The sequence below is a fragment of the Catenulispora sp. GAS73 genome (assembly GCF_041262085.1).
Taxonomy (GTDB): Bacteria; Actinomycetota; Actinomycetes; order Streptomycetales; family Catenulisporaceae; genus Catenulispora.
Map to the genome: position 1 here is coordinate 90078 of NZ_JBGCCM010000014.1, position 24139 is coordinate 114216.

General features: G+C 70.0%; 22 protein-coding genes. 12 read left to right on the forward strand and 10 right to left on the reverse strand.

What is annotated here, in order from left to right:
• Nucleotides 1–61 precede the first annotated feature (61 nt).
• On the reverse strand, nucleotides 62–946 hold the full coding sequence (locus ABH935_RS21950) for a helix-turn-helix transcriptional regulator (protein ID WP_370379929.1): 885 nt from the start codon (nucleotides 944–946) through the stop codon (nucleotides 62–64).
• Between the two features lie 162 nt (nucleotides 947–1108).
• Between ABH935_RS21950 and ABH935_RS21955 the strand changes: the two genes are divergently transcribed.
• Together ABH935_RS21955 and ABH935_RS21960 are read left to right on the forward strand one after the other, a co-directional pair.
• Nucleotides 1109–2641 carry an MFS transporter gene (locus ABH935_RS21955; RefSeq protein WP_370379785.1) on the forward strand — a complete coding sequence of 511 codons (1533 nt, stop codon included), beginning with the start codon at nucleotides 1109–1111 and terminating at the stop codon, nucleotides 2639–2641.
• Nucleotides 2642–2761: 120 nt separating this feature from the next.
• Entirely contained in the window at nucleotides 2762–3277 is a 516-nt protein-coding gene (locus tag ABH935_RS21960; protein ID WP_370379786.1) for a hypothetical protein, read from the forward strand.
• Nucleotides 3278–3293: 16 nt separating this feature from the next.
• Here the strand turns inward: ABH935_RS21960 and ABH935_RS21965 are convergent, their stop codons facing one another.
• Together ABH935_RS21965 and ABH935_RS21970 are read right to left on the reverse strand one after the other, a co-directional pair.
• Entirely contained in the window at nucleotides 3294–4658 is a 1365-nt protein-coding gene (locus tag ABH935_RS21965; protein ID WP_370379787.1) for a DUF2252 domain-containing protein, read from the reverse strand.
• 116 nt (nucleotides 4659–4774) lie between these two features.
• Nucleotides 4775–6253 (reverse strand): MFS transporter, encoded by a 1479-nt coding sequence (locus tag ABH935_RS21970; RefSeq protein WP_370379788.1) that lies wholly within the window; start codon nucleotides 6251–6253, stop codon nucleotides 4775–4777.
• A 132-nt stretch (nucleotides 6254–6385) separates the two neighbouring features.
• On the opposite strand from ABH935_RS21970, the gene ABH935_RS21975 reads away from it, so the two are divergent.
• Entirely contained in the window at nucleotides 6386–6757 is a 372-nt protein-coding gene (locus tag ABH935_RS21975; protein ID WP_370379789.1) for an ArsR/SmtB family transcription factor, read from the forward strand.
• A gap of 63 nt (nucleotides 6758–6820) precedes the next feature.
• Here ABH935_RS21975 and ABH935_RS21980 read toward each other — a convergent pair whose 3' ends face one another.
• The 3 genes from ABH935_RS21980 to ABH935_RS21990 form a co-directional block, all read right to left on the reverse strand.
• Nucleotides 6821–7306 (reverse strand): DUF2000 family protein, encoded by a 486-nt coding sequence (locus ABH935_RS21980; RefSeq protein ID WP_370379790.1) that lies wholly within the window; start codon nucleotides 7304–7306, stop codon nucleotides 6821–6823.
• A 69-nt stretch (nucleotides 7307–7375) separates the two neighbouring features.
• The gene (locus ABH935_RS21985) at nucleotides 7376–8833 is read right to left on the reverse strand and encodes a sugar porter family MFS transporter (RefSeq protein ID WP_370379791.1); all 1458 of its coding nucleotides are present in this window, start codon (nucleotides 8831–8833) and stop codon (nucleotides 7376–7378) included.
• Nucleotides 8834–9087: 254 nt separating this feature from the next.
• Complete coding sequence (locus ABH935_RS21990) at nucleotides 9088–9948, reverse strand: IclR family transcriptional regulator (RefSeq protein WP_370379792.1); 861 nt, start codon at nucleotides 9946–9948, stop codon at nucleotides 9088–9090.
• 172 nt (nucleotides 9949–10120) lie between these two features.
• Here ABH935_RS21990 and ABH935_RS21995 point away from each other — a divergent pair, with 172 nt between their 5' ends.
• The 6 genes from ABH935_RS21995 to ABH935_RS22020 all read left to right on the forward strand — a co-directional run bounded on the left by ABH935_RS21995 (nucleotide 10121) and on the right by ABH935_RS22020 (nucleotide 18997).
• Nucleotides 10121–13870, forward strand: a complete 3750-nt coding sequence (locus tag ABH935_RS21995) for a fibronectin type III domain-containing protein (RefSeq protein WP_370379793.1) — start codon at nucleotides 10121–10123, stop codon at nucleotides 13868–13870.
• A 217-nt stretch (nucleotides 13871–14087) separates the two neighbouring features.
• Nucleotides 14088–15401 (forward strand): sugar ABC transporter substrate-binding protein, encoded by a 1314-nt coding sequence (locus ABH935_RS22000; protein WP_370379794.1) that lies wholly within the window; start codon nucleotides 14088–14090, stop codon nucleotides 15399–15401.
• Nucleotides 15398–16342, forward strand: a complete 945-nt coding sequence (locus tag ABH935_RS22005; protein WP_370379795.1) for a carbohydrate ABC transporter permease — start codon at nucleotides 15398–15400, stop codon at nucleotides 16340–16342. Before ABH935_RS22000 ends, ABH935_RS22005 begins: the two co-directional genes overlap by 4 nt.
• Complete coding sequence (locus tag ABH935_RS22010) at nucleotides 16339–17172, forward strand: carbohydrate ABC transporter permease (protein WP_370379796.1); 834 nt, start codon at nucleotides 16339–16341, stop codon at nucleotides 17170–17172. The genes ABH935_RS22005 and ABH935_RS22010 overlap by 4 nt, the downstream gene beginning before the upstream one ends.
• 8 nt (nucleotides 17173–17180) lie before the next feature.
• Nucleotides 17181–18161 carry a 5-dehydro-4-deoxyglucarate dehydratase gene (locus ABH935_RS22015; protein ID WP_370379797.1) on the forward strand — a complete coding sequence of 327 codons (981 nt, stop codon included), beginning with the start codon at nucleotides 17181–17183 and terminating at the stop codon, nucleotides 18159–18161.
• 14 nt (nucleotides 18162–18175) lie between these two features.
• Nucleotides 18176–18997: an NAD-dependent epimerase/dehydratase family protein gene (locus ABH935_RS22020; protein ID WP_370379798.1), complete on the forward strand. Its 822-nt coding sequence runs from the start codon at nucleotides 18176–18178 to the stop codon at nucleotides 18995–18997.
• Here the strand turns inward: ABH935_RS22020 and ABH935_RS22025 are convergent.
• Nucleotides 18994–19893 carry a helix-turn-helix domain-containing protein gene (locus ABH935_RS22025; RefSeq protein WP_370379799.1) on the reverse strand — a complete coding sequence of 300 codons (900 nt, stop codon included), beginning with the start codon at nucleotides 19891–19893 and terminating at the stop codon, nucleotides 18994–18996. The genes ABH935_RS22020 and ABH935_RS22025 overlap by 4 nt on opposite strands.
• A 109-nt stretch (nucleotides 19894–20002) precedes the next feature.
• On the opposite strand from ABH935_RS22025, the gene ABH935_RS22030 reads away from it, so the two are divergent.
• Complete coding sequence (locus ABH935_RS22030; RefSeq protein WP_370379800.1) at nucleotides 20003–20194, forward strand: hypothetical protein; 192 nt, start codon at nucleotides 20003–20005, stop codon at nucleotides 20192–20194.
• A 5-nt stretch (nucleotides 20195–20199) separates the two neighbouring features.
• Here the strand turns inward: ABH935_RS22030 and ABH935_RS22035 are convergent, their stop codons facing one another.
• Nucleotides 20200–21186 (reverse strand): DUF4389 domain-containing protein, encoded by a 987-nt coding sequence (locus ABH935_RS22035; RefSeq protein WP_370379801.1) that lies wholly within the window; start codon nucleotides 21184–21186, stop codon nucleotides 20200–20202.
• Between the two features lie 60 nt (nucleotides 21187–21246).
• A complete protein-coding gene (locus ABH935_RS22040; protein ID WP_370379802.1) occupies nucleotides 21247–21510 on the reverse strand; it encodes a hypothetical protein in 264 nt (87 codons plus the stop codon).
• Nucleotides 21511–21600: 90 nt separating this feature from the next.
• Here ABH935_RS22040 and ABH935_RS22045 point away from each other — a divergent pair, with 90 nt between their 5' ends.
• On the forward strand, nucleotides 21601–22287 hold the full coding sequence (locus ABH935_RS22045) for a YoaK family protein (RefSeq protein ID WP_370379803.1): 687 nt from the start codon (nucleotides 21601–21603) through the stop codon (nucleotides 22285–22287).
• A gap of 44 nt (nucleotides 22288–22331) precedes the next feature.
• On the opposite strand, the gene ABH935_RS22050 is transcribed toward ABH935_RS22045, so the two are convergent.
• Entirely contained in the window at nucleotides 22332–23003 is a 672-nt protein-coding gene (locus tag ABH935_RS22050) for a hypothetical protein (RefSeq protein WP_370379804.1), read from the reverse strand.
• A gap of 503 nt (nucleotides 23004–23506) precedes the next feature.
• Here ABH935_RS22050 and ABH935_RS22055 point away from each other — a divergent pair.
• Nucleotides 23507–24010, forward strand: coding sequence for a GNAT family N-acetyltransferase (locus tag ABH935_RS22055; RefSeq protein WP_370379805.1), 504 nt, complete (start codon nucleotides 23507–23509; stop codon nucleotides 24008–24010).
• Nucleotides 24011–24139: the final 129 nt, after the last annotated feature.

Genomic DNA, 24139 nt, shown 5'->3' on the forward strand with positions numbered 1-24139 from the left:
TACCCCTAGCACTGGACTTCCGTGCGTTTTTCAGGGTAGATCTGCCCGCCCGGATAGGAAACTACCCGGCCACCAACCGCAACCCGTTCCGTCGCTCGTCCTCAGCCAGCAACCGCTCCATCTTCGCCCGGGTGTCCGACCCGGCCCGCGGATTGTGCAGCACGATCCGCAGGTCCGCGCGGTCCGGCACGGACAGCGTCACCGACTCGAAGTGCAGCGGTCCGACGCGTGAACTCAGAGTCTTGATGTTCACGCCGCCGTGCGCGACGCCCTGGCGGGCCCACAGTTCGGCGAACTCCGGGCTCTGCGGCAGCAGGCTTTCGACGACCTGGCGGAAGCCCTCGTCGCCGGGGCACGCCGTCATCTCCGAGCGGTACGTCGCCACCACGCGCGGGGCCAGTTCTGCCCAGTTCTCCAGGGATTCGCGGTAGATCTCGTCGAGGAAGTACTGGTGCAGGCAGTTCCAGTTGCCCTCGTTGGTGAGTAGGGCCAGCTCCGCCGCACGGTTGGCGACCACCATGTTCCAGTAGCGGTCGATGATCATGCCCGGGTTGGGGAGCCAGGTGTCCACGAGGCGGAGCAGCGCCTGGTTGACCGGGCCGGAGGCGTGGTCCGGGCAGATCCTGCCGACCGGCGGCGGGTTGAGGCCGGCCAGGGCGTACAGGTGGCGCAGTCCCGGCTCGTCGAGTTTGAGCACCCGGCCGACGGCGTCCAGGACCTGCGAGGACACCGTGATGTCCCGGCCCTGCTCCAGCCACTGGTACCAGGACGTGCCGACGCCGGCCAGCACGGCCACTTCCTCGCGGCGCAGCCCCGGCGTACGGCGGCGTCCGCCGGGTGCCAGACCCACTTCCTCGGGCGTGATCCGGGCGCGGCGCGCGATCAGGAACTCGCGCAGGTTCGCACGTCGGACGGATTCGGGGTCCACCTGGACCGGGGCCGTCATCGACACAGCTCTCTCCCCTCAAGCACACCATCGAGCACGGCGGCCATCCCCCGCGTCCTACCCCGCGAACCGCGATCCACCCCGGTGCTCAGCCTGGTGTAAGGACCACCAGCATAAACAGGCGCTACCCACGTCCGCTCGCCGCGCCGAATCCTGGATGCCATGACAGATGTCCTCGACCAGCCCACGCCGGTGACGCCCACCGGGTCGGCCGGTGCGGCAGCCACCGCGAACATCGACAACCGCACCATCGACACCCGCAACACCGACAACCCGAACATCGACACCCCTTCGACGACTTCCGGCTTGTCCGCCCGGGCCAAGCTTGTTCTCTTCCTGCTCTGCGCGGCGAACTTCATGGTCGCCGTCGACTTCTCCATCCTGAACATCGCGGTCCCCAGCATCGGCAAGGACCTGCACATCACCGACGCGAACCTGCAGTGGATCGCCACCGCCTTCGCCCTGCCCTCCGGCGGCCTGCTCTTGCTGTCCGGCCGCGTCGGCGACCTCGTCGGACGCAAGAAGGTCTTCATCGCCGGCACCGTGCTGTTCACCGCGGCCAGCGTGATCGCCACTGTCGCCTGGATCCCGGCGGTCCTGCTGGCCGGACGCGCCCTGCAGGGCATCGGCGCCGCGATGATCGTGCCGACCGGTATGGCGCTGCTGACCACGTCCTTCGCCGAGGGGCCGCAGCGCGAGCGCGCACTGGGCATCAACGGCACCCTGATGACCGTCGGCTTCACCGCCGGCATGGTGCTCGGCGGCGCGCTGACCCAGGCCCTGTCCTGGCGCTCCACCATGGTGCTGAACACCGTCATGGGCGCCATCGTCCTGCTCGGCGCGCCGCGGCTGCTCACCGAGAGCCGCAACCCGCACGCCTCCCGCCTCGACATCCCCGGCGCCGTCACCGTCACGACCGCCCTGCTGGCCCTGATCTACGCCCTCTCCACCGCCGCGCAGGTCGGCTTCGGCCGCGCCGACGTGGTGATCGGCCTGGTCGCCGGCGTGGCGCTGCTTGTAGCGTTCGGTGTCATCGAGTCCCGCGCCGCCGAACCGCTGGTTTCGCTGCGGATCCTGCGCCGCCGCAACGTCGCCATCGGCAACCTCGGCGGCCTGGTGACCTTCGCCTGCATGAGCGCGGTCGTCTTCCTCGGCACCCTGTTCCTCCAGCAGATCAACGGCATGTCCCCGACGCTGACCGGCCTGGTCTTCGCGGTGATGGGCATCGCCGCGGCCTTCGGCGGCATGGTCGCCCCGCGCCTCATCGGCCGCTTCGGCGCCCGCGCCACGCTGGTCGGCGGGCTGCTGTTCCAGGGCGTGCTGATCCTGCCGTTGGCCATGATCGCGCCCGGGAACGCGACCCTGCTGCTGGTGACGTTCGGCGCCGTCGCCGCCTTCGGCCACCTCGCCGCGATCGTCTCCTACGGCGTCACCGCGACCTCCGGCCTCGGCGATACCGAGCAGGGCCTGGCCACCGGCCTGGTCACCACCTCGCAGCAGGTCGGCCTGACGCTCGGCATCCCGCTGCTGTCGGCCGTGGCCTCGGCCCGCTCCGACAGCCTCAAGTCCGCCGGGCACGCGGCCAAAGACGCGCTCGCCGGCGGCATCCGGCTCAGCCTCGGCGCCGACGGCGTCGTCGTGCTCGTGGTCGCCGCGCTGGTGTGGTTCGGCCTGCGGACCCGGACCGCGCGTTGAGCGCGTGAAGCCGACAGCATGAAGTACAGGGAACGGCCCCGCACTGGCGGGGCCGTTCCCTCATACGCCACCGCGACAATCTCTTTCGCGTCTTCGCCCAGATAGGGCATGCTGTGGCGGGTGGGGGATCTTGGCGGCGTTCCGGAGGAGATCGCGGACGCCGACGCGCCCGTCGTCGTCGCCTTCATCAGCACCGCCCGAACCGCGGTCGTCGCCGAGCTCGGCGACGCGCTGGCGACGGTGCTCTGGATCGGCGTCATCATCGCGGCCGGCCTCGCCGGAGCGCTGCGCGACGCGACCGTCGTCCTCCCCGTCATCTCCGTCCTGCTCGTCGTCGCGGTGGTCGCCGGCCGCTACCGCAAGCTCCGCGCCTCCGGATACCTGCACCCCGCGCCGATCACCGTCGCGTTCGACGCGGAGGGCGTGACCTACGCGGTGTCCGGCAGGATCGCCAAGCTCCCGTGGCCGCAATGGCGCCGCGCCTACCGGCGATTCGGCATCTGGCACCTCAAGCTCGCCGCCGCGCCGACGCGCGGGCTGGCGTTCCCCGACAAGGCGATGGAGCCCGAGCAGCGGGCCCGACTCGTCGATCTCCTTGAAGACCAAGGCCTCCTGCGCAACGGCCGCCGGTACTGAACACCTAACTGAAGACCTAAGCATCAACCGAGCGCACCGCACCGGTCTTGATCGCGTTGATCAAAGCCTTGTGATCCTCCCGAGTCTGATCGGCGTACGCCACGCCCCACCGCCCCATGGCCAGGTCGAAGGAATCCCCGCCGCCCAGATACGCCGCGATCGCCACCCGGTCCCCGGACCGCGCGTGTGCCCGCGCCAGCGTCTGCCCGCAAAGCTCCGCGTAGGCGCGCAGCGTCGCCTTGTCCATGTCCGGCACGTTCGCCGACCCCTTCATGTCCCGCAGCTGCCGCACGTAGAAGTACCGTCCCTCCGGCCCGCTGGCCCACCCCAGGAAGATGTCGCTGGTCGCCTGCATCAGCCGCTGCCCGCCGACCACCCGGTGCCCCTGGTGCTCGTAGCGGCTGGCCTTCAGGTACGGCGCGAGCACCGACTCCTCGGCCTCCTTCACCTGCAGGAACAACGGCGTCGACGTGGTTTCGCCGAGCAGCAGCGACATCGAGCAGCGCGTCCCCACGCTGCCGACGCCCACCACTTTCAGCGCCGACTCCACATACCGGAACCGCTCCAGCAGAGCCCTGCGATCCTCCTGCAGCGTCGACCGGTAGTCGGTGAACACCCGGCGGATCGTCTCCTCCTCGGCGTCCCGGTCGAAGCCCAGCTCCGCGAACGGCACCAACAGCGGCGGCTGGTATCGGATGCGCGGCGTGCCGTCCGGCCCGGGGCCGGTCAGCTTGCGCAGCGCCTGCAGGTTCGTGTGCCGCTCGGCCTCGGTGAGCGAGGCCTGCACCTCCTGCCGGCCCCGCTTGCGCTTGGTCAGCTGGAGCAGCATCGTGGCGTCCACGCTCTGGTACCAGACGTCCAGCTCGCTCATCCCCGCCAGCCGCGCCATCATCGTGCGGTACGCCCGCGCCGCCTCCCTGGCCGCGTCCGCGCCGAAGTCGTCTTTGAACCCGTTCTGCCGCGCGGCCACCGAGATACTCGCCGCAAGCCGCTTCACGTCCCACTCGAAGGGCCCCGGCAGGGTCTCGTCGAAGTCGTTCAGGTCGAACACCAGCCGGCGCTCGGGGGAGGCGTAGAGGCCGAAGTTGGACAGGTGCGCGTCGCCGCACAGCTGCACCGTCAGGCCGGTGTTCGGGGAGTGAGCCAGGTCCGCGGCCATGATCGCCGGGGCGCCGCGCAGGAACGCGAACTCCGAGGCGGCCATCCGGCCGTAGCGGATCGGCACCAGGCCCGGCAGCCGGGTGCCCGCCTGCTTCTCCAGGATCGCCATCGGGTCGCGGCGGTCAGGGGGCGCCGACCAGTTCCCGGTCGAGGAGCGCGTGACCTGCTTGCGGGCCGCTCGCCCGGCCGCCACCCGGGAGGCCAGGCTGGAATTCGTCATGCGTCCCACAGTGGCGCCGCGAACGGCCGGGCGCACGCCGATGCCCGGCCGGATCGGCTGATGAGGCGATCCGACCGGGCATCTGCGGGCATCTGTCCGGCGACGGTGGTGAGCCCCTACCGCTTGGCAGCCATCCCCGCGGCCTGCTTGGGCAGCAGGAACGCCATCGCCAGAATGGCCACGACGAACACCACGTCCACCAGGTCCACCCAGCGCATCGCGCTCACATAGCTGCCGAACCCGCTCGGGTGCGAGCCCAGCGCCGAGAAGAACACGGTGCCCAGGATCGTCACGCCGGCCGCGCCGCCGAACTGCTGCGAGGTGACCAGCATCCCGGAGGCCGCCCCGGCGTTCTTCGACTTGATCCCTGCCAGGACCGAGCCGACCAGCGAGGGCAGCACGAACCCGTTGCCGGTGCCGACCAGGATCATCGACGGCAGCAGCTGCCAGGACGCCAGGTCCGCGCCGCGCCAGGCCAGCACGATGCCCAGGAACACCAGCCCGGCGGTGCTCAGCGAGGCGCCGATGGCGATCACCCGGGAGCCGTACCGGCCGGAGACCCGCCGGGCCAGCATCGAGCTGGCCGCGAAGGCCACGCCCAGCGGCCCGAACAGCAGCCCGGCCCGCACCGGGCTCATGTGCATGCCGCCCTGCAGGAACAGGGTCATGGCCAGCATGAACCCGCCGAACATGGCCAGCATCAGCCCGGACAGCGCCAGGCCCAGGCTGAACGTCCGCTCCTTGAACAGCGCCAGGTCCACCATCGGCGCCCCGCCGGCCCGGGACAGCTTGGACTCCCAGCGCATCGCGACGATCATCACCGGCACCGAGGCGATCAGCGAGATCCAGGTCCAGATCGGCCATCCCTCGGCGCGCCCCAGGATCAGCGGGGCCAGCGCCAGGCCGATGCTCAGCGCGATGGCGATCGCGCCGACCGGGTCGAACTTCGGACGGTGCGTGCCCCGGGTGTCCGGCAGCCAGCGCAGCGCCAGCACCACCGCGATCAGCCCGATCGGCACGTTCACCAGGAATATCGGCCGCCAGGTCCAGTGGAACAGGTTGGCCTCCAGCAGCACGCCGCCGAGCACCTGCCCGGCCACCGAGCCGGTGCCGATGGTGGCGCCGAACCACGCCATCGCCCGCGGCCGCTCGTGCACCGGGTAGATCACGTTGATCAGGGCCAGCAGCTGCGGGACCATCGCCGCCGCCGTGGCGCCCTGCACCAGGCGCGCGACGATCAGCACGGTCGACGTGGTGGCCACCCCGCAGGCCAGGCTGGCCAGCGTGAAAGCGGCCATGCCGATGACGAACATCCGCTTGTAGCCGAGCAGGTCGCCCAGCCGGCCGCCGGTGATCAGGCCGGCCGCGTAGGCGAAGCCGTACCCGCCGACCACCAGCTCCAGCCCGGCGTCGGTGGTGTGCAGGTCGTGCTGGAACGACGGCGCGGCGACGTTGACCACGAAGTAGTCGAACATCGCCATGAACATCGCCGACAGGATCACCGGCAGCATGCGCCAGCGCCGCGGATCGGGGGAAGATTCCGGCGCCGGCTTCGTTGTTAAGGGAGTGAGGACTTCTTCCGTGGTGGCTGACACGGGGCACCATCGCATTCGCTCGGACCAGTGCTGATCGGCAGTTGAAGAGTTCGACACTCATCGAACGGTTCGACTACCATCGAACTGTACGACGACTATCGAACTGAAGGCAAGCGGGTTTAGGCTGTGGCAATGGACACCCAGGTCGAGCAGTACGAACTGAGCCATCCCGGCGAGGACGCGGTGGAGTTGACCGCCGTGCTGTCCGCGCTGGCGGAGCCGGCGCGACTGACCATCGTGCGCACCGTCGGGGCGTTCGCCCCCGAGGGCGGGATGGCCTGTCTGGACGTCTGGGACAAGAGCGGGCTCACCGCGACCAAGTCGACGATGTCGCACCACTACAAGGTGCTGCGCGAGGCCGGGCTGGTCGTCATGTGGTGGGTCGGCGCGAAGAAGCACGTGCGGCTGCGCCGCGAGCTGATGGACGTCCGCTGGCCGGGCCTGCTGGACGCGGTCCTGGCGGACACCAGCGCGCCGCGCCTGGAACCGCACGAGGGGCGGTAGGGCGCGGCGCGGGTCTGCGCGCCGGAGTCAGCGGCGCTCAGCGCGATCGGTCGGCACCGGAGCTCAGCGGTGCATCGCGGCACCCTTGAACGCCTTGTCGACCGCGTTCTTCGCGCCGTACACCGCGATCCCGACCAGATCCAGGTCGTCGCCGCGCACGGCGCGCACCGCCGCCCGGTTGTCGGCGTCGTTGCCGGTCTTGAACATGTCGGCGGTGAACACCGCGACGTCCAGACCGCGTGACAGGGCTCTGCTTCGGGCGGCGGCGAGCAGTTCCGCGCTCCCCTCGAACACCATCACCGGCTGCCGGAACTCCGAGAGGTAGATGGTGTCGTCGGCGTCCCGATAGGCCTCGCCGATGACTTCGGGATGCGCCGATCCGATCCCGCTGACCAGGAACGCCGTGACGTTCAGCCGCTGCCACACCGCGAGGTCGTCGCGCAGCAGCACGGCGATCTTCGTGTCGAACCTGACGGGGCTGTCATGCGGAGCGCCGTCCTCGACGGCGTCGTCCTTGTGAGTGCTGTCCTTGTTGGTGCTGTCGTTCATGATCCGAGGATTCCCGGCGGCGCACAGGAGTGTCTTGAACGCTCGTGCGCCGCCGGGCGGCAAACCGGATCAGACCTCGGAAACCAGTCCCGCCTCGCCGGTCTCCTCAGCCGCCTCTCCGGCCGCACCGCCGGACATCTTCCCGCCCCGCAGATCCCGCTCGATCTGCTCCAGGCTCCGGCCCTTCGTCTCCGGGATGTAGAACCGGGCCAGGATCAGCAGCACCACGTTGATCCCCGCGAACACCCACATCGCGCCGCCGATCCCGAGGTTGCTCTTCGCCGACATCGTCGGGAAGACCGCGGTCACCAGGCCGGTGGCGGCCCACAGAACCGTGGTCGCGACGGCAGTGCCGGCGGCCCGGGCCCGGAGCGGGAAGATCTCGCCGATCATCACCCACACCGTGGCGCCCCAGCCGAGTTCGTACCCGGCCAGGTAGAGGATCAGGAAGATCAGGGTCATGGTGCCGAGCGTGTTCTTGTCGGTCACGTTCTTGATGACCAGACCCGCGGCGAACAGCGAGACCACCATGATCGCCGCGCCGATCTGGAGCAGCGGCTTGCGGCCCCAGCGGTCGACGACGAACAGCTCCCACACCGTGAACAGGAACTTCACGACGCCCAGCACGACCGCCGAGAGCAGCGCGGTGCGTGTGGCGAAGCCCAGCGACTTCAGCATCGTCGGGAAGTAGGCGTTGATGGCGTTGACGCCGGAGAACTGCTGCCCGATCGCCAGGATCATCGCGACCAGCACCATCGGCCGCACCCACGGCTGCCACAGGTCGCGGACCCGGCCCCGCTCCTCGCTGTCGCGCCGGATGACGTCGCGGATGTCCTGGACCTCGACGTCCAGCTCCGCGTCGCTCGCGTCCGGGCGGGTCGCGGCCAGCACCGCCTTGGCCTCGGCGTCCCGGCCCTTGCTCAGCAGCCAGCGCGGGGTCTCCGGCAGCACCAGCAGCCCGGCTATCAGGATGGCCGCGGGGATCAGGGCCCCGAGGAACATCCCCTTCCAGTTGTTGTGGCTGGACAACGCGTAGTCCACGAGGAACGCGGTGAGGATGCCGCTCACGATGAACAGCTGGTTGAGTGAGCCCAGAGCGCCGCGCACGCGAGCCGGGGCCAGCTCGGCCAGGTAGGTCGGGACCGTCGCCGAGGACAGCCCGATGCCGATGCCGATGACGCCGCGGGTCAGCATCATCACCTGCCAGTCGCCGGCCAGTACGCACGCGACGGTGCCGACGATGACCACCACCGCGGCCGTCATGATGGTCAGCCGCCGGCCGATCCGGTTGCACAGCCGGCCGGCCAGGACCGCGCCGACCATCGCGCCGACCGACAGGCTCGCGGTGATGGCGCCCTTCTGGAAAGCGGTCAAAGACCACTGTTTCGCGAGCAGCACCAGGACACCGGCGATGACGCCCAGGTCGTAGCCGAACAGGATGCCGCCGAAGGCACCGAACGTGTAGAGGGTCGCGCGGTTCACCGGACGGCGCGCGGCCGGGGCTGCGGGGGACGCAGTAGTCGCCATGGCCGGAACCGTGGCACTGGTTAAGGACGCTGACAAGACATCAGCCGGTAACAATTCAGCAAAGTAGACGACGTTCACATATGAGAACGCTGCCAGCGGCTGTCGAACGGACGTCCCCGACCTCCGCGGTGCGGGAGTCAGCCCTGCTGGGAGCCGGTCAGGAGCAGGCCGGGATCACACCGGGATCGCACCGGGGCCATGCCGGGGCCGCCGGGGGACCAGTCGGGCCCAAGCCGGGAACAGCGCCGCCGGGATCACCGGATCCCGGCGCGCCGCAGCTGCTGGCTCAGGTCCTCGGCCACGTCCCGCAGCAGCGATCCGACCCGCTGCAACTCGGCGTCGGTGACCCGCTCGCCCGGCATCGAGCAACTCATCGCGTCGGTGCCCGGGATCCGGTACGGCACCACGGCCGCCACGCACGCCACGTTCGGCGAGCTCTGGCCGCGCTCCGTGGAGTACCCGCGCTCGCGGATGAAGGCCAGCTCCGAGCGCAGCGCCTCGCGGTCGGTGATGGTCAGGTCGGTCAGCGCGGCCAGGTTCTTGGGCAGCACCGCGGTCAGCTCGTCGTCGGCCAGCTCGGCCAGTAGCACCTTGCCCAGCGCTGTGGCGTGCGCCGGCAGCGTCCGGCCGACCCGCGACACCAGGTGCGCCGACGTGCGCGACTCCCGGGTCTGCAGGTAGACGATGTCCGGGCCGTTGAGCCGTGCGAAGTGGCAGGTGTAGCCGATCTGCTCGCGCACCTTCTCCAGCGCCTCGGTGGCGTACGGCATCACCGGGTCGCGGTCCAGGTAGGCGGTGCCGCAGATCAAGGCCTTGACGCCGAGCCGGAACCGGGTGCCGGCGTCGTCGGACTCGATCCAACCCACGTCGCGCAGGGTGCGCAGCAGGCCGTGCAGCGACGAGCGCGGGAACCCGGTGTGGTGGTGCAGGTCGGTGAGCGAGAGCCAGGAGTGGTTCGCGCCGAAGGCCTCCAGGAGCTCCACGGCCCGCCGGGCCGACTTCACGCCCGCCGCGGAATCGCCGCCGCCCAGCTCAGAGGTCCCGTCCGCGCTCGCGTCGGAGGTCGGGGCGGCGGATCCGGCCGCCGGGCCGCGGGATATGCCGGTCTCGGCCATGGGACTCCTTCGTTGACAGGTCTCCTGCCCCACATTACCGTCTGCGACGGATTTCAGATATCTGACAATCGTTCATATATCTGAAACGCCCGCTCAGTACGTCACATGTGTTCGAAAGGAGATCTCTCCAGTGCGACCATCAAGACGTCGGGGGACGAAAATCCTGATCGGGATGCTCGCCGCAGCGCTCACGCTGTTCGGCGTGACCCAGGCCGGACAGGCCGCCACCGGCCGGTTCGCCGCCGCCGCGACACCAGCGGCGGCCCCGGCACCGGCCTCGACAGTTCCCGCGTGGACCGGGACGTTCGACAACTTCCACACCGCACCGTGGATCGCGAACTGGGGCACCACGTCTGACACCGCGCAGTGTCAGGGTGCCTCGGGGACATTCACCTGTAACTGGGGCTACGGAAACCTGGCTCCGGTCACCGACTCCAGTGCCCCGGGATCCGGGCAGGCGCTGAAGGTCACCTATCCCGCCAACAGCGGACCGCCCAGCTGCTACCTGTCGGTCAGCGGCTGCGTGCTCGGCGGCGGCCAGTTCTACCAGGACCTGACCACCAACGGCCAGACCGCCCTGGCGAACAGCCCCAGCCTGGATCTGAAGTACGACTACAGCTTCCCGGTGGGCTTCGACTTCGGCGGCAAGACCCAGGGCAAGATGCCCGGCCTGTGGGGCGGTGGGGTGATGGGCTGCGAGAGCGGCGCGCAGCACTGCGCCAGCGGCTGGTCGACCCGCTACATGTGGAAGGGCGGCAGCTCCAGCGCACCCAACGGCGAGCTGTACTTCTACACCGCGTCCGGCTCCGGGTACGGCGCCGACCTGTGCAACGGCAACTGGACGTTCGCCGCGGACGGCAAGTGGCACTCGATCGAGCAGCTGACCAACGTCTCGACCGGGTCCATCACCATCTGGAGCGACGGCAAGAACGTCTGCCAGGTCACCGAGCCGATGCCCGGGGCGCACTCCGGCGTGTTCTTCTCCACCTTCCACGGCGGGCACGACCTGAGCTACAGCCCGAAGAAGACCGAGAACGCCGAGTTCGCCGACTTCAGCCTGGCCACCGACGGTCCGCAGACCCCCACGTCCACCGGGCCGGCCACCCCGACCGCGCTGAGCGCCTCGGCGGCGTCCAGCTCCAGCATCGCGCTGAACTGGACCGAGACGAACAACTCCGACGCCGCGGCCTCGTACAACGTCTACGAGGGCTCGACGAAGGTCGCGACGGTCAGCGGTACCGGCGCCACGATCACCGGCCTGGCCGCGGGCAGCACCCACACCTACACGGTCACCGCCGTCGACGGCTCCGGCGTGGAATCCGCGCACAGCACCGCGGCGACGGCGACGACGCCGAGCTCGGCCAACACCCCCGCGACGCCGGCGAACCTCGCGGTCAGCGGGACCACGAGCTCCAGCATCAGCCTGTCCTGGACCGAGACGAACAACGCGGACCCGGCCGCGTCGTACCAGGTCCTCGAAGGCTCCACCGTGGTCGCCACCGCGACCGGTACCAGTGCCACCGTCGGCGGTCTGACCGCCGGGAGTACGCACACGTACACCGTCGAAGCCCTCGACGCGGCGGGCAACGCCTCGGCGCCGAGCGCGTCGGCGACCGGCACCACGTCCAATCCCAGCACCGTTCCGGCTGTTCCGCAGCACGTGGTCGTGGCCAGTGCGACCTCGTCCAGCATCAGCCTGAACTGGACCGAGACGAACAACTCGGACGCGGCGGCCTCGTACAACGTCTACGAGGGCACCAGCCGCGTCGCCACTTCGACGGCGACCAACGCCACCGTCACAGGTCTGGCCGCGGGCAGCACGCACTCCTACACCGTCACGGCCGTCGACGCTGCGGGCAACGAGTCCGCACACAGCGCCGCGGCCACCGGCAGCACGACAGGCGGTGGAGGCAGCGGGCTGACCGTCACCGTCAAGAAGACCAAGGACTGGGGGAGCGGCTACACCGACACCGCGACGCTCACCAACACCTCCGGTTCCGCGGTCACCGGCTGGGACGTGCAGTTCGATCTGGACAAGAGCGAGAACATCGAGAGCTCGGCGGGCGCCACCTACGCCGCCAGCGCGAACCACTACACGCTCTCCAACACCAGCGCCGACGCGACCCTCGCGGCCGGTGCCAGCCTGCAGTTCCAGTTCAGCGGCGACTACGGCTCCGGCGGCTACATCGCGCCGGCCAACGTCGCGGCCTACGCCCTGTCGGGGCAGCCGACCCCGGCGACGCCGACCGGCCTGACCGTCACCGGCACCACGACGTCCAGCATCAGCTTGTCGTGGACCGAGACTGACAACACCGATCCGGCCGCCTCGTACACCGTGTCCGAGGGCGGCGTCCCGGTCGCGACCGTTCCGACCACCAGCGCCACCATCTCGGGGCTGGCGGCCGGGAGCACGCACACCTACACGGTGACCGCGGTGGACGCCTCCGGCAACGGCTCAGCGGCCAGCGCGCCGGTCACCGCGACCACCGGCTCCGGCGGTCCGACCACGCCGGCCACGCCGACCGGCCTGACGGTCACCGGCACCACGTCCTCCAGCATCAGCCTGTCCTGGACCGAGGCGAACAACGGCGATCCCGCTGCTTCGTACCGGGTTCTGGAGGGCTCCACGGTGGTGGCCTCGCCGACCACGGCGTCCGCGACCATCAGTGGTCTGGCAGCCGGCAGCACGCACACCTACACGGTTGAGGCTATCGACAGCGCGGGCAACGCTTCCGCGCCGAGCGCCCCGGTCACCGGCAGCACCTCCGGCGGCGGCGGACCGAACCCGTTCACGCAGTCGCTGATCGACAGTGCGGTCGCCGCCGCGCCGTTCACCTGGGCCGCGCCGACCTCGTCGGTCCCGCGTCCCGGTACCAACCCGGCCAACATCGCCCAGGCGAAGGTGCTCTACTACCTGGCCCTGGTCGACAAGGTCGCCCCTGGTTCTGCGGCAACTAGTGGAACCAGTGTCCGGAGCGCGCTGCTGACACAAATCAGGAGCCTGATAGCGGGCGGCCGCGAGCCGGACGCGGACGGCGGCCTGGAGATGTGGGGCCAGGCGCCGGTGGCACAGGCCTTGCTGTTGCTCAAGAACGACAGCTCGGCGTGGAGCCAGTTGTCCTCCGCCGAACAGAACAAGGTCACGCTGCTGGAAGCGGCCATGGGCTACGGCAGCAACTACACCTACAACGACGCCAACAGCTTCTCGTCCGGGATCTGCGGCTTCGGGAACTTCTCGAAGACCAACAACCCGAACTACCGGGACGGCGGCGTCGACACCGAGATCGCGGCGATCCAGTTCTTCGGCGCCTCGACCTGGGACGGCATGCTCAGCGCGTTCAACGACGCGACGTTCACCTCGCAGCTGAACGCCGCCGGCCTGACCAACGCCGGTCAGTGCTTCGCGGCGGTCGGCAGCGGTGGGAACTCGGCGATCGCGCGGCCGTTCGTCTACTCCGGCCACCACTCCAGCGACCTGATGGGGATCTGGAGCACCATCGCCGGGAACACGTTCGACAAGACCGCGCAGAGCACGGTGAGCCCGGCGCACATCGCCGACAACACCACCAGCCCCTACGACGGCCAGTGCTGCATGGGCCACGAGTTCAACAGCACCGACTCCCAGGGTCTGCGCAGCTCGGCGTTGTACACGTTCGAGGGCTGGATGAACGTCACCGGCTCCCGGGTCGCGATGGAGGTGCTCGGCGACTTCAACCTCTCCGCCGCCGGCACCGAGGCGCAGTACCACATCGGCACGCTGGACCTGAAGTACAAGCTCGACCACGGCTACATCAGCCATGCGCTGAACCAGAGCGACATCCTGGTGGACGACCACGGGAACCCGTCCACAGACGGTCCCAACGCCAAGGGCTTCCTCTACGACTGGGACGCCTACACCGTCTCGGGCGCGCCCAACAGCTGACCGCCCACTGATCGCCCACCAACCGGGGGGGGCTCCGTCGGGAGCCCCCTTCCGCTTGCCCTTCGGGCTCCTCTTGACCACTCGGACGTTCGCCACTACGTTTCCAGCATCTGAGCACATTCACCTCCATGTCTTTCGTTCACATCCATGAATCCCCGTCGAAGCCGAGGGCCCCATGCGAACCGTGACACCCCGAACAGCGAGATCCCTGTGCGCCGTGCTCGTAGCAGCCGGCGTTGCGATATCCGGCGCCGCGTGCGGCGGCTCCAGCAGCTCCTCCGGTGCGGGCACGTCGAAGAACGCCGCCGCCACCGGCACGCTCAACGTCTGGGTCCGCGCGTCCGGCGACTCGTCGAAGGCGTACCAGAAGATCTTCGACGCGTTCACCGCGCAGACCGGCATCAAGGTCTCCATCGGCAAGGCGACGCTCACCGACTTCGAGACCGCGCTGACCGCTGCGGCCTCCGCGCGCCAGCTCCCCGACGTCGTCATCGACGACGCGGCGCAGATGGGCAACTTCGTCTCGCAGGGCATCGTCCTGCCGATCGACAAGACCAAGTTCACCGGCGCCGACCAGCTCACCGACCAGGCGTGGGCCTCGGCTACGGACCTCAAGGGGCAGACCTACGCCGTGCCGTTCTCGGCGCAGGCGAACGTGCTGCTGATCCGCAAGGACTGGCTGGACAAGCTCGGCCTGCAGCCGCCGAAGACCTGGGACGACCTGGCCAAGGTCGCGCAGGCCTTCACCACCGGGGACCCGGACGGCGACGGCAAGAACGACACCTACGGCCTGGCCGTCCCCGGCTCGACGTCCCGCGGCTACACCTCGTGGTTCTGGTCGTCCTTCCTGTACTCCGCCGGCGGCGACTACCTCAAGCAGAGCGGCGGCAAGTTCACAGCGACCCTGAACACCCCGCAGTCCGTGTCCTCGGCGCAGTTCCTGGAAGACCAGGTCTGCAAGAACAAGGACGTGCAGCCCTCGGCGCTCGGCGACGACACCACCGCGGCCAACAAGGCGTTCCAGACCGGTGTGGCCGGCATGTACCTCACCGGCCCCTACGCCTACGCCACGATGGACGCGACCGCGGTCAAGGGCAAGTACATCGTGGTCGCCCCGCCGACCGGTCCCGACGGCACCGCCGGGACCCTGGCCGAGGGCACCGACATCTTCACGATGGCCGACAGCAAGCAGGACGAGGTGACCAAGCTCGAAGAGTTCATGGTCACGCCCGACGCCCAGAAGATCGGCATGACCGCGAGCAAGACCGCCACCGTCGTCCGGCTGCCGGTGAACAAGTCGGTCGACGCGGCCGTGGTGCACGGCGACGACCCGCGCTGGCAGTTGGCCCAGCAGGTCTACACGACCTCCGGCCACTACGAGTACGACAACGCGCCGAACTGGACGCAGCTGCGGCAGAAGATGTCCGACGACCTGAACAAGCTGCTGTCCTCCTGCGGGAGCGTGCAGACCGGTCTGGACTCCATGAACTCCGACGTCGCCTCGCTCCTGAAGCAGCAGGGCGTCGGATGACGGCCGAGACTCAGAGCACGGTGGCGGCGGACAGCGTGCTGTCCGGCCGCCGCCGTACCGGCGGTCCCCCCGCGAAACCGTTCTGGCGGCGCCTGGGGCCGTGGCTGTACCTGGCGCCGTTGCTGGCGTTCATCGGCGTGTTCAAGGTGTGGCCGACGATCTGGGGCGTCTACCTCAGCTTTTTCCACGTCCGGCCCTACCTCGGCAACCAGTACGTCGGCACCGCGAACTACTCCAAGCTGTTCTCCGACCCGGATCTGCGCTCCGCGGTCGTGCACACGCTCTTCGACGCGGTGTTCGCGGTCTCCGGCTCGATCCTCGTCGGCTTCTGGCTGGCGGTGCTGCTGCAGGGGCCGGCCCGGCACATCAGGATCCTGCGGACCGCGGTGTTCCTGCCGACCGTGATCGCCATGGTCGCCGCCGCCGAGCTGTGGACGACGCTGCTCTACCCCTCGCCCTACGGCTCGGTGAACTCGCTGCTGGGCAAGGTCGGCATCGGGCCGGAGCCGTTCTTCAGCAGCCCGCACTCGGCGCTGGCGTCGGTGATCCTGATGCAGATTTGGAAGAACGCTCCGTACGACATGGTGATTTTTGTCGCCGGTTTGGCCTCGGTGGACCGCGAGATGTACGAGGCCTGCCACCTCGACGGCGCGAACTGGTGGCAGCGGCTGCGCTTCGTGACGCTGCCCTCGCTGCGCCCGATCACCACCATCGTGCTGGTGCTCGGGATCATCAGGGGCCTGCGGGTCTTCACCGAGATCTGGGTCGCGACCAACGGCGGGCCGGCCGGGTCGTCGGAGTCCGTGGTCACCTTTCTCTACCGGCAGTTCAGCCAGAACAACGACACCGGTTACGCCGCCGCCATCGGGACGGCGCTTCTCGTGGTGACGATGCTGCTGACGTGCCTGATGCTGCTGTGGCGGAGGCGCAAGGACATATGAGGATCCGTACCAGAGCCGGTGTCTGGCTGCTCTACGCGCTGGTCGCCTTCGTGTTCGTCTACCCGCTGTGGACGGTCGTGGCGACCGCCTTCTCCAAGCAGCAGGCCAAGCTCGGCGCGCTGATGAACGTCCCGCACGGCCTCACCGGCGCCAACATCTCCCAGGCCTGGCACCTGGGTGTCGCGCGCGGCCTGCTCAACTCCTTGATCGTGGTGGCCGTAGGGTTGACTCTGCAGCTGACGGTGTCCGCGCTGGCGGCCTACGCGCTGGCCCGCAAGCGGTTCAAGGGCGCCGGGCTGGTCATGCTGGCCGTCCTGGCCACCATGATGATGCCCGAGGAGGTGATCGCGGTGCCGCTGTTCCAGGTGCTCGGCAAGATCCACCAGCCGTTCACCGGCGGTACGCTGGTCAACTCCTACGGCGGCCTGATCCTGCCGCTGGTCGGCTGGGCGCTTCCGGTGTACGTGCTGACCGGCTTCATGAAGCGGGTCCCGCTGGAGCTGGAAGAGGCCGCGCGGATCGACGGCGCCGGCGACTTCCGCATCTTCTGGCGCATCGTGCTGCCGGTGTGCCGCCCGGCGCTGGGCACGTGCGCGGTGTTCGGGTTCCTGATGATCTGGGACCAGTACCTGCTGCCCCTGCTGGTGTCGCAGACTCCGAAGATGGACACCCTGACCGTCGTCGTCACCAGCCTGCAGGCGTCGCAGGAACAGGGCGAGGGGGTGCGGCTGGCCGCCGTGCTGATCCTCGCGGTGCCCGGCGTGCTGGTCTATCTGGCCTTGCAGAGACTGTTCGAACGCGGCCTGCTCAGCGGATCGCTCAAGGGATAAGGGTACTGATGCAATCACTCGTGGACCGGCTGGACGGCTTGCTGTTCTTCCCCGTCACCCCCTTCACACGCGCGGCCGGCGACAAGCCCGGCCGTGTCGACCTGGACGTCTACCGCGAGCATCTGCGCTCGCGGCTGGCGTTCCTGGACGCCCCCGACCGGCCCGGGCCGGCGGCGGTGTTCGCGTGCTGCGGGACCGGCGAGTTCCACTCGCTGGACGTGGACGAGTTCGCCGAGTGCGTCCGGGCCGCCGCCGAGGTCGCGGCGGGCCGGGTGCCGGTGGTGGCCGGGGTCGGGTACGGGGCGGCGCTGGCCGCGTCCTTCACCTCCGCGGCCAAGGAGGCCGGCGCCGACGGCCTGCTGGTGATGCCGCCGTACCTGGTCGCCGGGGGCGCGGCCGGCCTGCGCGACCACTACACCGCGGTCGCCGAGAGCACCGACCTGGAACTGATCATTTATCAGCGGGACAACGTGACCTTCACCCCGGACGTGGTCGCCGACCTCGCCGAGGTCCCGAACATCGTGGGGTTCAAGGACGGCAAGGGCGATCTGGACCTGATGCAGCGCATCGTCTCGGCCGTTCGCGACCGGCACGGCGAGGGCAAGCTGCACTACTTCAACGGGCTGCCGACCGCCGAGATGTCGCAGCTCGCCTACGCCGGCGTCGGCGTGCCGAACTACTCCTCGGCGGTGTTCTGCTTCGTCCCCGACCTCGCGCTGGCCTTCTACCACGGCTACCGCGCCGGCGACGCCGGCCTGGTCAACGCGCTCCTGGACCGCTTCTACCGGCCGCTGGTCGAGCTGCGCGCCAAGGCCCCCGGCTACGCCGTGGCGCTGGTGAAGGCGGGTGTGCGCCTGGACGGCCTGGACGCCGGCCCGGTGCGCCCGCCGCTGACCGACGCCGCGCCGGAGCACGTGGAGCGCCTGGCGGAGTTGGTCACGGAAGGGCGGCGGGTACTGACCGAGCACGGGATCGACACGGCGGCGTGAGGGCGGGATCATAGATGTCTGAGATGAAACGCGGCAGGATACTGATGACCGGCGCGGCCGGCGGGGTGGGCACGTTCCTGCGCGCCGGCCTGGCCGAGGCGGGCTGGCAGGTCCGCGGGTTCGACCTGGTCACCCCGGACGAGCCGGGCACCACTGAATGGCTGGTCGGCGACGTCGGCGACGCCGCGGCCCTGGACGCGGCGATGCGCGACGTGGACGTGGTGGTGCACCTGGCCGGGATCCCGGTCGAGGACACCTTCGCCCGGATCCTGAAGAGCAACATCGACGGGACCTACCAGGTCTTCGACGCCGCGGTGCGCGCCGGCGTGCCCCGGATCCTGACCGCGAGCAGCAACCACGCGGTGGGCTACTACGAGCGCGCGGACTTCCGGGACGCGCCGATCGGCGTGGACGTGCGGCCCAGGCCGGACACGTATTACGGCGTCTCGAAGGTGTTCGGGGAGGCGATCGGGTCCTTCTACCACGACCGGCACGGACTGCAGGTGGCCTGCGTCCGCATCGGCTCGTGCTTCGAGGAGCCCAGGAGCCGCCGGATGCTGGACACCTGGCTCAGCCCGGCCGACGCCACGCGCCTGTTCGACGCCCTGGCGACCACGCCGGACCTCGGCTACGAGATCGTGTACGGGATCTCGGCGAACAAGACGGCCTGGTGGGACCTGGAACCCGCGCGCCGCCTCGGGTACGAGCCGCAGGACGACTCGGACGCGTTCGCCGAGAAGGTCGAGGCCGCCGAGGACCGCGAGCCGGATCCGCAGGACCCGGAGTACCGCTACCTCGGCGGACGGTTCACGACCTTCGTGCCGCCGGAGGACTAGGCGGGTTCGGGCCCCGCCTGCGGGCGGGGCCCGAACGCCACCAGCAGCGCGCAGTGGGCCTCGGCCGGAATCAGGGGCCGGATCTGGGCTTCGGACCGCGCTTCGACCAGGACCACCAGGATGCGGCGGCCGGCCAGGGTGCTGCGGAAGGTGGCGGCGAGCTCGTCGCTGGTGGCCTCAGCGGGCCGGTCGACCTGTAGTGATCGCAGGAACCTGCGAAGCAATGCGGCCGGTTCGATGGGGTCCGCGAGGCTCGCGTAGAGCTGGCCGTCGGGGAACTTGGCTGAGGCGTGGTGTGCCGCTCTGATCGCTGCTTCCGACGCATCGACTCGCACGATCGCCGCTCGATAGGGCTGCGTGGGTCCGGCGACCAGTTCCGCCACCACTTCTCGGACATCCAGTTCCGGGTCAGCCAGGTCCGGCGGCAGTTCTCGCGGCACATCGCCGCCGATTCGCGGGTCCCGGCCTACTGTGGCTCCGCCGAGGCCGCCGCTGCCGGACACTTCCGTGCCCGCGCCGAGCCCGCCGCGAGCGATTCTTCCGGCCCCGCCGCCGCTTCCGCCGAATCCTCTCGCCCCGCCGAGACCGCTGGTGCCGGCAGGCATGCCGCCGGCTTCATCGATCGCGTCGATCGCCTCGTCCGGTTCCGTCTCCGCCTCGGCGACCGCCCGCCGCACCGTCGCCATCAACCGCGCCCGCGGCACCTGCAGCGCGTCAGCCAGCATCTGCACCGTCGACCTGCGCGGCTGCTGCGTCCGGCCGCGTTCCAGGCTCCTGATGGCCCGCGTGCTCAGGCCGCTGGCGTGCGACAGCTCCTCCTGCGTCCAGCCTCGGCGCTGACGCCAGGCGCGGATCGCCTCCGCGAAGCCGGCCGCGGGGCCGTCCCCCTCCTCCACAGCGGCAGTCTGCCCGGCTGACGTGCGGCTAATCGTCCGCGCAACTTCCGGCGGGTGTTCCTGGTCGGGGCGCGGGGTGTGCGCCAGCCTTGAAGAGGAGGAGGTGGCCGTGGTGGTGATCTTTGTGGCGGTCGCGGGGTGTGTCGTCGTCGCGCTGCTCGGGCGCGCGGTCTCGACGGCGGCGCAACGGACGCGCGGCTGGTATCGGGGGAGTGTGGCGGGCAGCGCTATAGAGCTCGTCGCGCTGGCTGCCCTGGTCGGCGGTCTGCTCGGCGAGCTCTATACGCGGATGCGTCCCTGAAACGACTACCGGTGCTGCGACACGGTGTACGGGGCCTTGCCGCTGTTCGAGCTGCTGGTGTCGGAGTTCCACACGCTGTTGAAGATCACGGCGATGACCCCGATCACGATCATCACGATCATCAGCGTCCGGGCGTTGCTCGACATGAACAGCGGCCGCGTCGGCGACCGGCGGTCGCCCTCGCCAGGAGTGCCGGGCACGTCGCCGAACAAGCCCTTCGGCTGCGTCGGCGTCAGCATCCCGGAGAACGCCATGAAGCGCGTCTCGAACCGCAGCATGGCGCTCGTCGCCCCGAACGCGGCCTCGGGCTGGACGCCGGTGAACAGCATGATGATCCAGACGAAGAACGACACGACCGCCGCGCCCTCGCCGACCACGGACGTGACGATCCAGCCCGGGACCATGAGGATGATGCGGAAGAACACCGCGGCCGGGTTCAGCCGCGTCGCCTCCGGCATGTCCACCTGGATCGGGTAGCCCGGCGCCTCGAAGAACGCGAACGGCGGGTACTCGTCGACGAGCAGGAACAGGTAGCCGTGCACCCGGACCTGGTACTTCAGGATGCCGATCAGGAAGTCCCGGATGCCGGCCGGCAGCCGGCCGGTGAACAGCGCCGCGAACCAGCCCACGATCAGCACGAAGAAGCCGGCGAGCAGCAGGAAGTACAGGATGATCAGCTGCGGGATGGCCAGGATCAGGCGGATCAGCACCGTCCAGCGCTTCTGCGGACGCAGGCCGTGGACGTCCAGCTGGACCTCCGGCTCACGCTGCAGCCCGGCGTACGGATCCCCGCCGCCGGGATACTGCGGGTACTGCGGATAGCCCTGCTGCTGGCCGTAGGGATGGCCGTACGGCTGCTGTGGTTGGCCGTAGGGAGGCGGCTGCTGGCCATACGGAGGCTGTTGCCCGTACGGCGGAGGCTGCTGTCCAAAGGGCGGCTGGTTGGGGTCCTCCGGCGGGGGCGGAGGGGCCGGCGGCAGCTGGTCGCTCATCTGGCCTCGGGCCTCCTTCTTCGGGCTCGGCGCGCGGGCACGCGCCACAGGCCCCCAGGATCACTCCCGTACCGTGCCGTCACCTCCGCTGCCGACCGAACGGATGACAGAGCGGCCCCGGCGCCGCGTCGGACGGATCCGCGGCGGCGTCGCCACCAGGCCCAGGGCCTCCATCAGCAGCCGGGCGTCCGGGGCGTCGCGGGCCCGGGCGGCCAGCGCCCGCAGCGCCCGCTCGCGGATCTCGGGCGGACATTCGGCGCTGGAAGCGAGTTCGACGACGGTCCCGCCGGAGGGGAAGGCGAAGCTGTCTGTTCCTTTCGTCACGTTCCGACCCATACCCGCCCCGGCGCCGCGTGAACGGGACACGTCCCGGACCGGCGGCCGGGATGCCAGGCATCTGGTCTAATCACCTCCGTGAAAGCCGCTCTGCTGAGCCTGTCCGACCGCCTCTACGACGGAGGGGCCGCCAAGCACGGCGTCCTCCCGGGCCCGCTGATCGTCGCCACGCTCGTCACCGGCGTCGTGGACGCCGTCAGCTACCTGGCCCTGAACCACATCTTCGTGGCCAACATGACCGGCAACGTGGTCTTCCTCGGCTTCGCCCTGGCCGGTGCCAAGGGCCTGACGGTCTGGGCCCCGTGCCTGGCCATCGCCTGCTTCGCGGCCGGCGCCTGGACCGAGACCCGGCTGGCCCGCCGCACCCCCGGCGACGCCGAACACCACCGGCTGGCCAACGCGGTGGCGGCGCACGCGGTGTTCGTCGCGGTCGCGCTGCTGATCGCGGCCGTGGAGGACGACGCCAAGACCTCCACGCACGTCCAGCTCACCGCCATCCTGGCCTTCGGCTTCGGCGTGCAGAACGCGGTGGTCCGCAAGCTCGCCGTCCCGGACCTGACCACGACGGTGCTCACGATGACGGTCACCGGCATCGCCGCCGACCCGTTCGGCAAGCCGACGCTGCGGCGGCTGCTGTCGCTGGGCTGCATCTTCGCCGGCGCGCTGTGCGGCGGGCTGCTGGTGCTGCACCAGAGCATCAGCGCGGCGCTCGGGCTGGCGCTGGCGCTTTTGGTCGCGACGGCGGTGCTGGCGCGGGTGGAGTGAGGCGGCTCGCGGCTTGTGCAGTGCTGGTGCAGTGTGGGCTTGCGCTAATTCAGCTGTGCCAGCGCCGCGCGGAGCTCCCGCGGCACCTCGGCCGTGAACTGCCCTTCGACGACGCCCGCGCCGAGGTCGTGCACCGCCCAGCCGCGCACCCACAGCATCCGCGGCGGCAGCGGTTCCGTCCGCTGCCGGCGCAGCGTCTCGTTGAGGTCCCAGAGCGCGGACGCCCCGGCCAACGTCGCGTTCGACTCCAGCGGCAGCGCGACGAACGAGTTGGCGTCCGTCACCATCACCAGCGCCCCGAGCGGCAGCCGCCACCCCAGCGCCTGCTCCAGCCGGAACATGTGCGCCACCCCCGGCCAGCCGACGCCGGTCACCGAGTAGGCCTCGGTGCGGCGGTCGGGCACGTCGGGCAGAGTAAAGCGCTGTACATCCAGCGGCTCGATCCCCAGCGAGACGAGCGCGTCCTCCCACAGCCGCTCCGCCGGCACCTGCCAGGTCGCGGCCAGGTGCCGCGTCAGCACCAGCGGCTCGTCCTGGCGCCCCTTCACCACGACCGCTCCGATCAGGTCCGGATGGAAGTCCGCGGTGAACGCGTCGTCCCCCAGCGGCACCCCGGCCGGCTGCACGACGACCCGCAGCCGCAGCGGCAGCAGGCTCGACGGCACGCTGGCGACGGTCCGGCAGTCCGGATCAGAGCACGGCAGCTCTGCGTACATGGTGTATCCCCGCCGATTTTGAAACAGTACAGATCACCTTGACCCCGAGCGCCCAAAAGGCGGGCGCCGGGAGAGCGTACAACATGGCGCGGCCATTGACCGATCAGTTTCGCGGTGAGACCCTCACCGTGAACTAAAGCGCTTTTCTTCGAGTGCTGTCATCCAAGAGGGGGCCCAACGCGTCAACGTCTCGACAGCTGAGATGCTGCTCACCCTCGACGAAGGCCGTGACCGGCGCCCAGTCCTACGAGATCCGCCGTATTCGGCCAGACATCTCGACCGGGGCCCCGGCGCGCACCTACGATGAGGTCTTCTACGTCGCCGAGGTCGACCGGGTCCGGGGCAGCCGCCCCGACCTGGGCCAGACCGGGGGAAGACGGCCGCGTGTCAGCGAATGGGGCGTGACACGCGGCCCCGGCGGCGGGCGGCCCCGACGGGCTCGGACGGGCCGCCCGCCGACCGCACCGGCAGCCACGCGTCCAGCACTGGCTATCTTGAACGCCATGCCCGCACCACAGATCCGCCCCCGCCACCCCGACGACCTGCCAGCCTGCGCCAAAGCCCTGTTCGGCGTCCACGAAAAGGACGGCTACCCGGTCCACTGGCCCACCGACCCCGAGCACTGGCTGACCCCGGACCACCTCCTCGGAGCCTGGGTGGCACCCGACGGCGACTCGATCCTGGGCCACGTCGCCCTCACGCAGCCCACCGCCCCATTCGCAGCCGCCATCAACCAACCGGCACCAAACCTAGCCCTGGTGGGCCGCCTGTTCGTGACACCAGACGCGCGCCGAACCGGCCTCGCCTCAGCCCTGCTGTCGCACGCAGCCCAAGCCGCCCGCGACGAAGGCCGCCAAGCAGTCCTCGAAGTAGACGCGAACGCCACCGCCGCAGTCACCTTCTACGAACGAGCCGGCTGGCACTTCCTCCGCACCGACACCGGCGGCTGGATCGCCGCCGACGGCCTGCCCGCGCGCGTGCGGATCTACCTGGCGCCGGAGGGATAGGGGCTGGCGCGCTCGCGGCCGGGTTCGTGCGAACGCTGCTCGGCGAGGCTGTCGCGGAGGCCAGCCCGCTGCGCCGGTACTGCTGCTGCTCGCCGCGCGCATAACTTGTTGCGTGGTGCGTCTATCCGG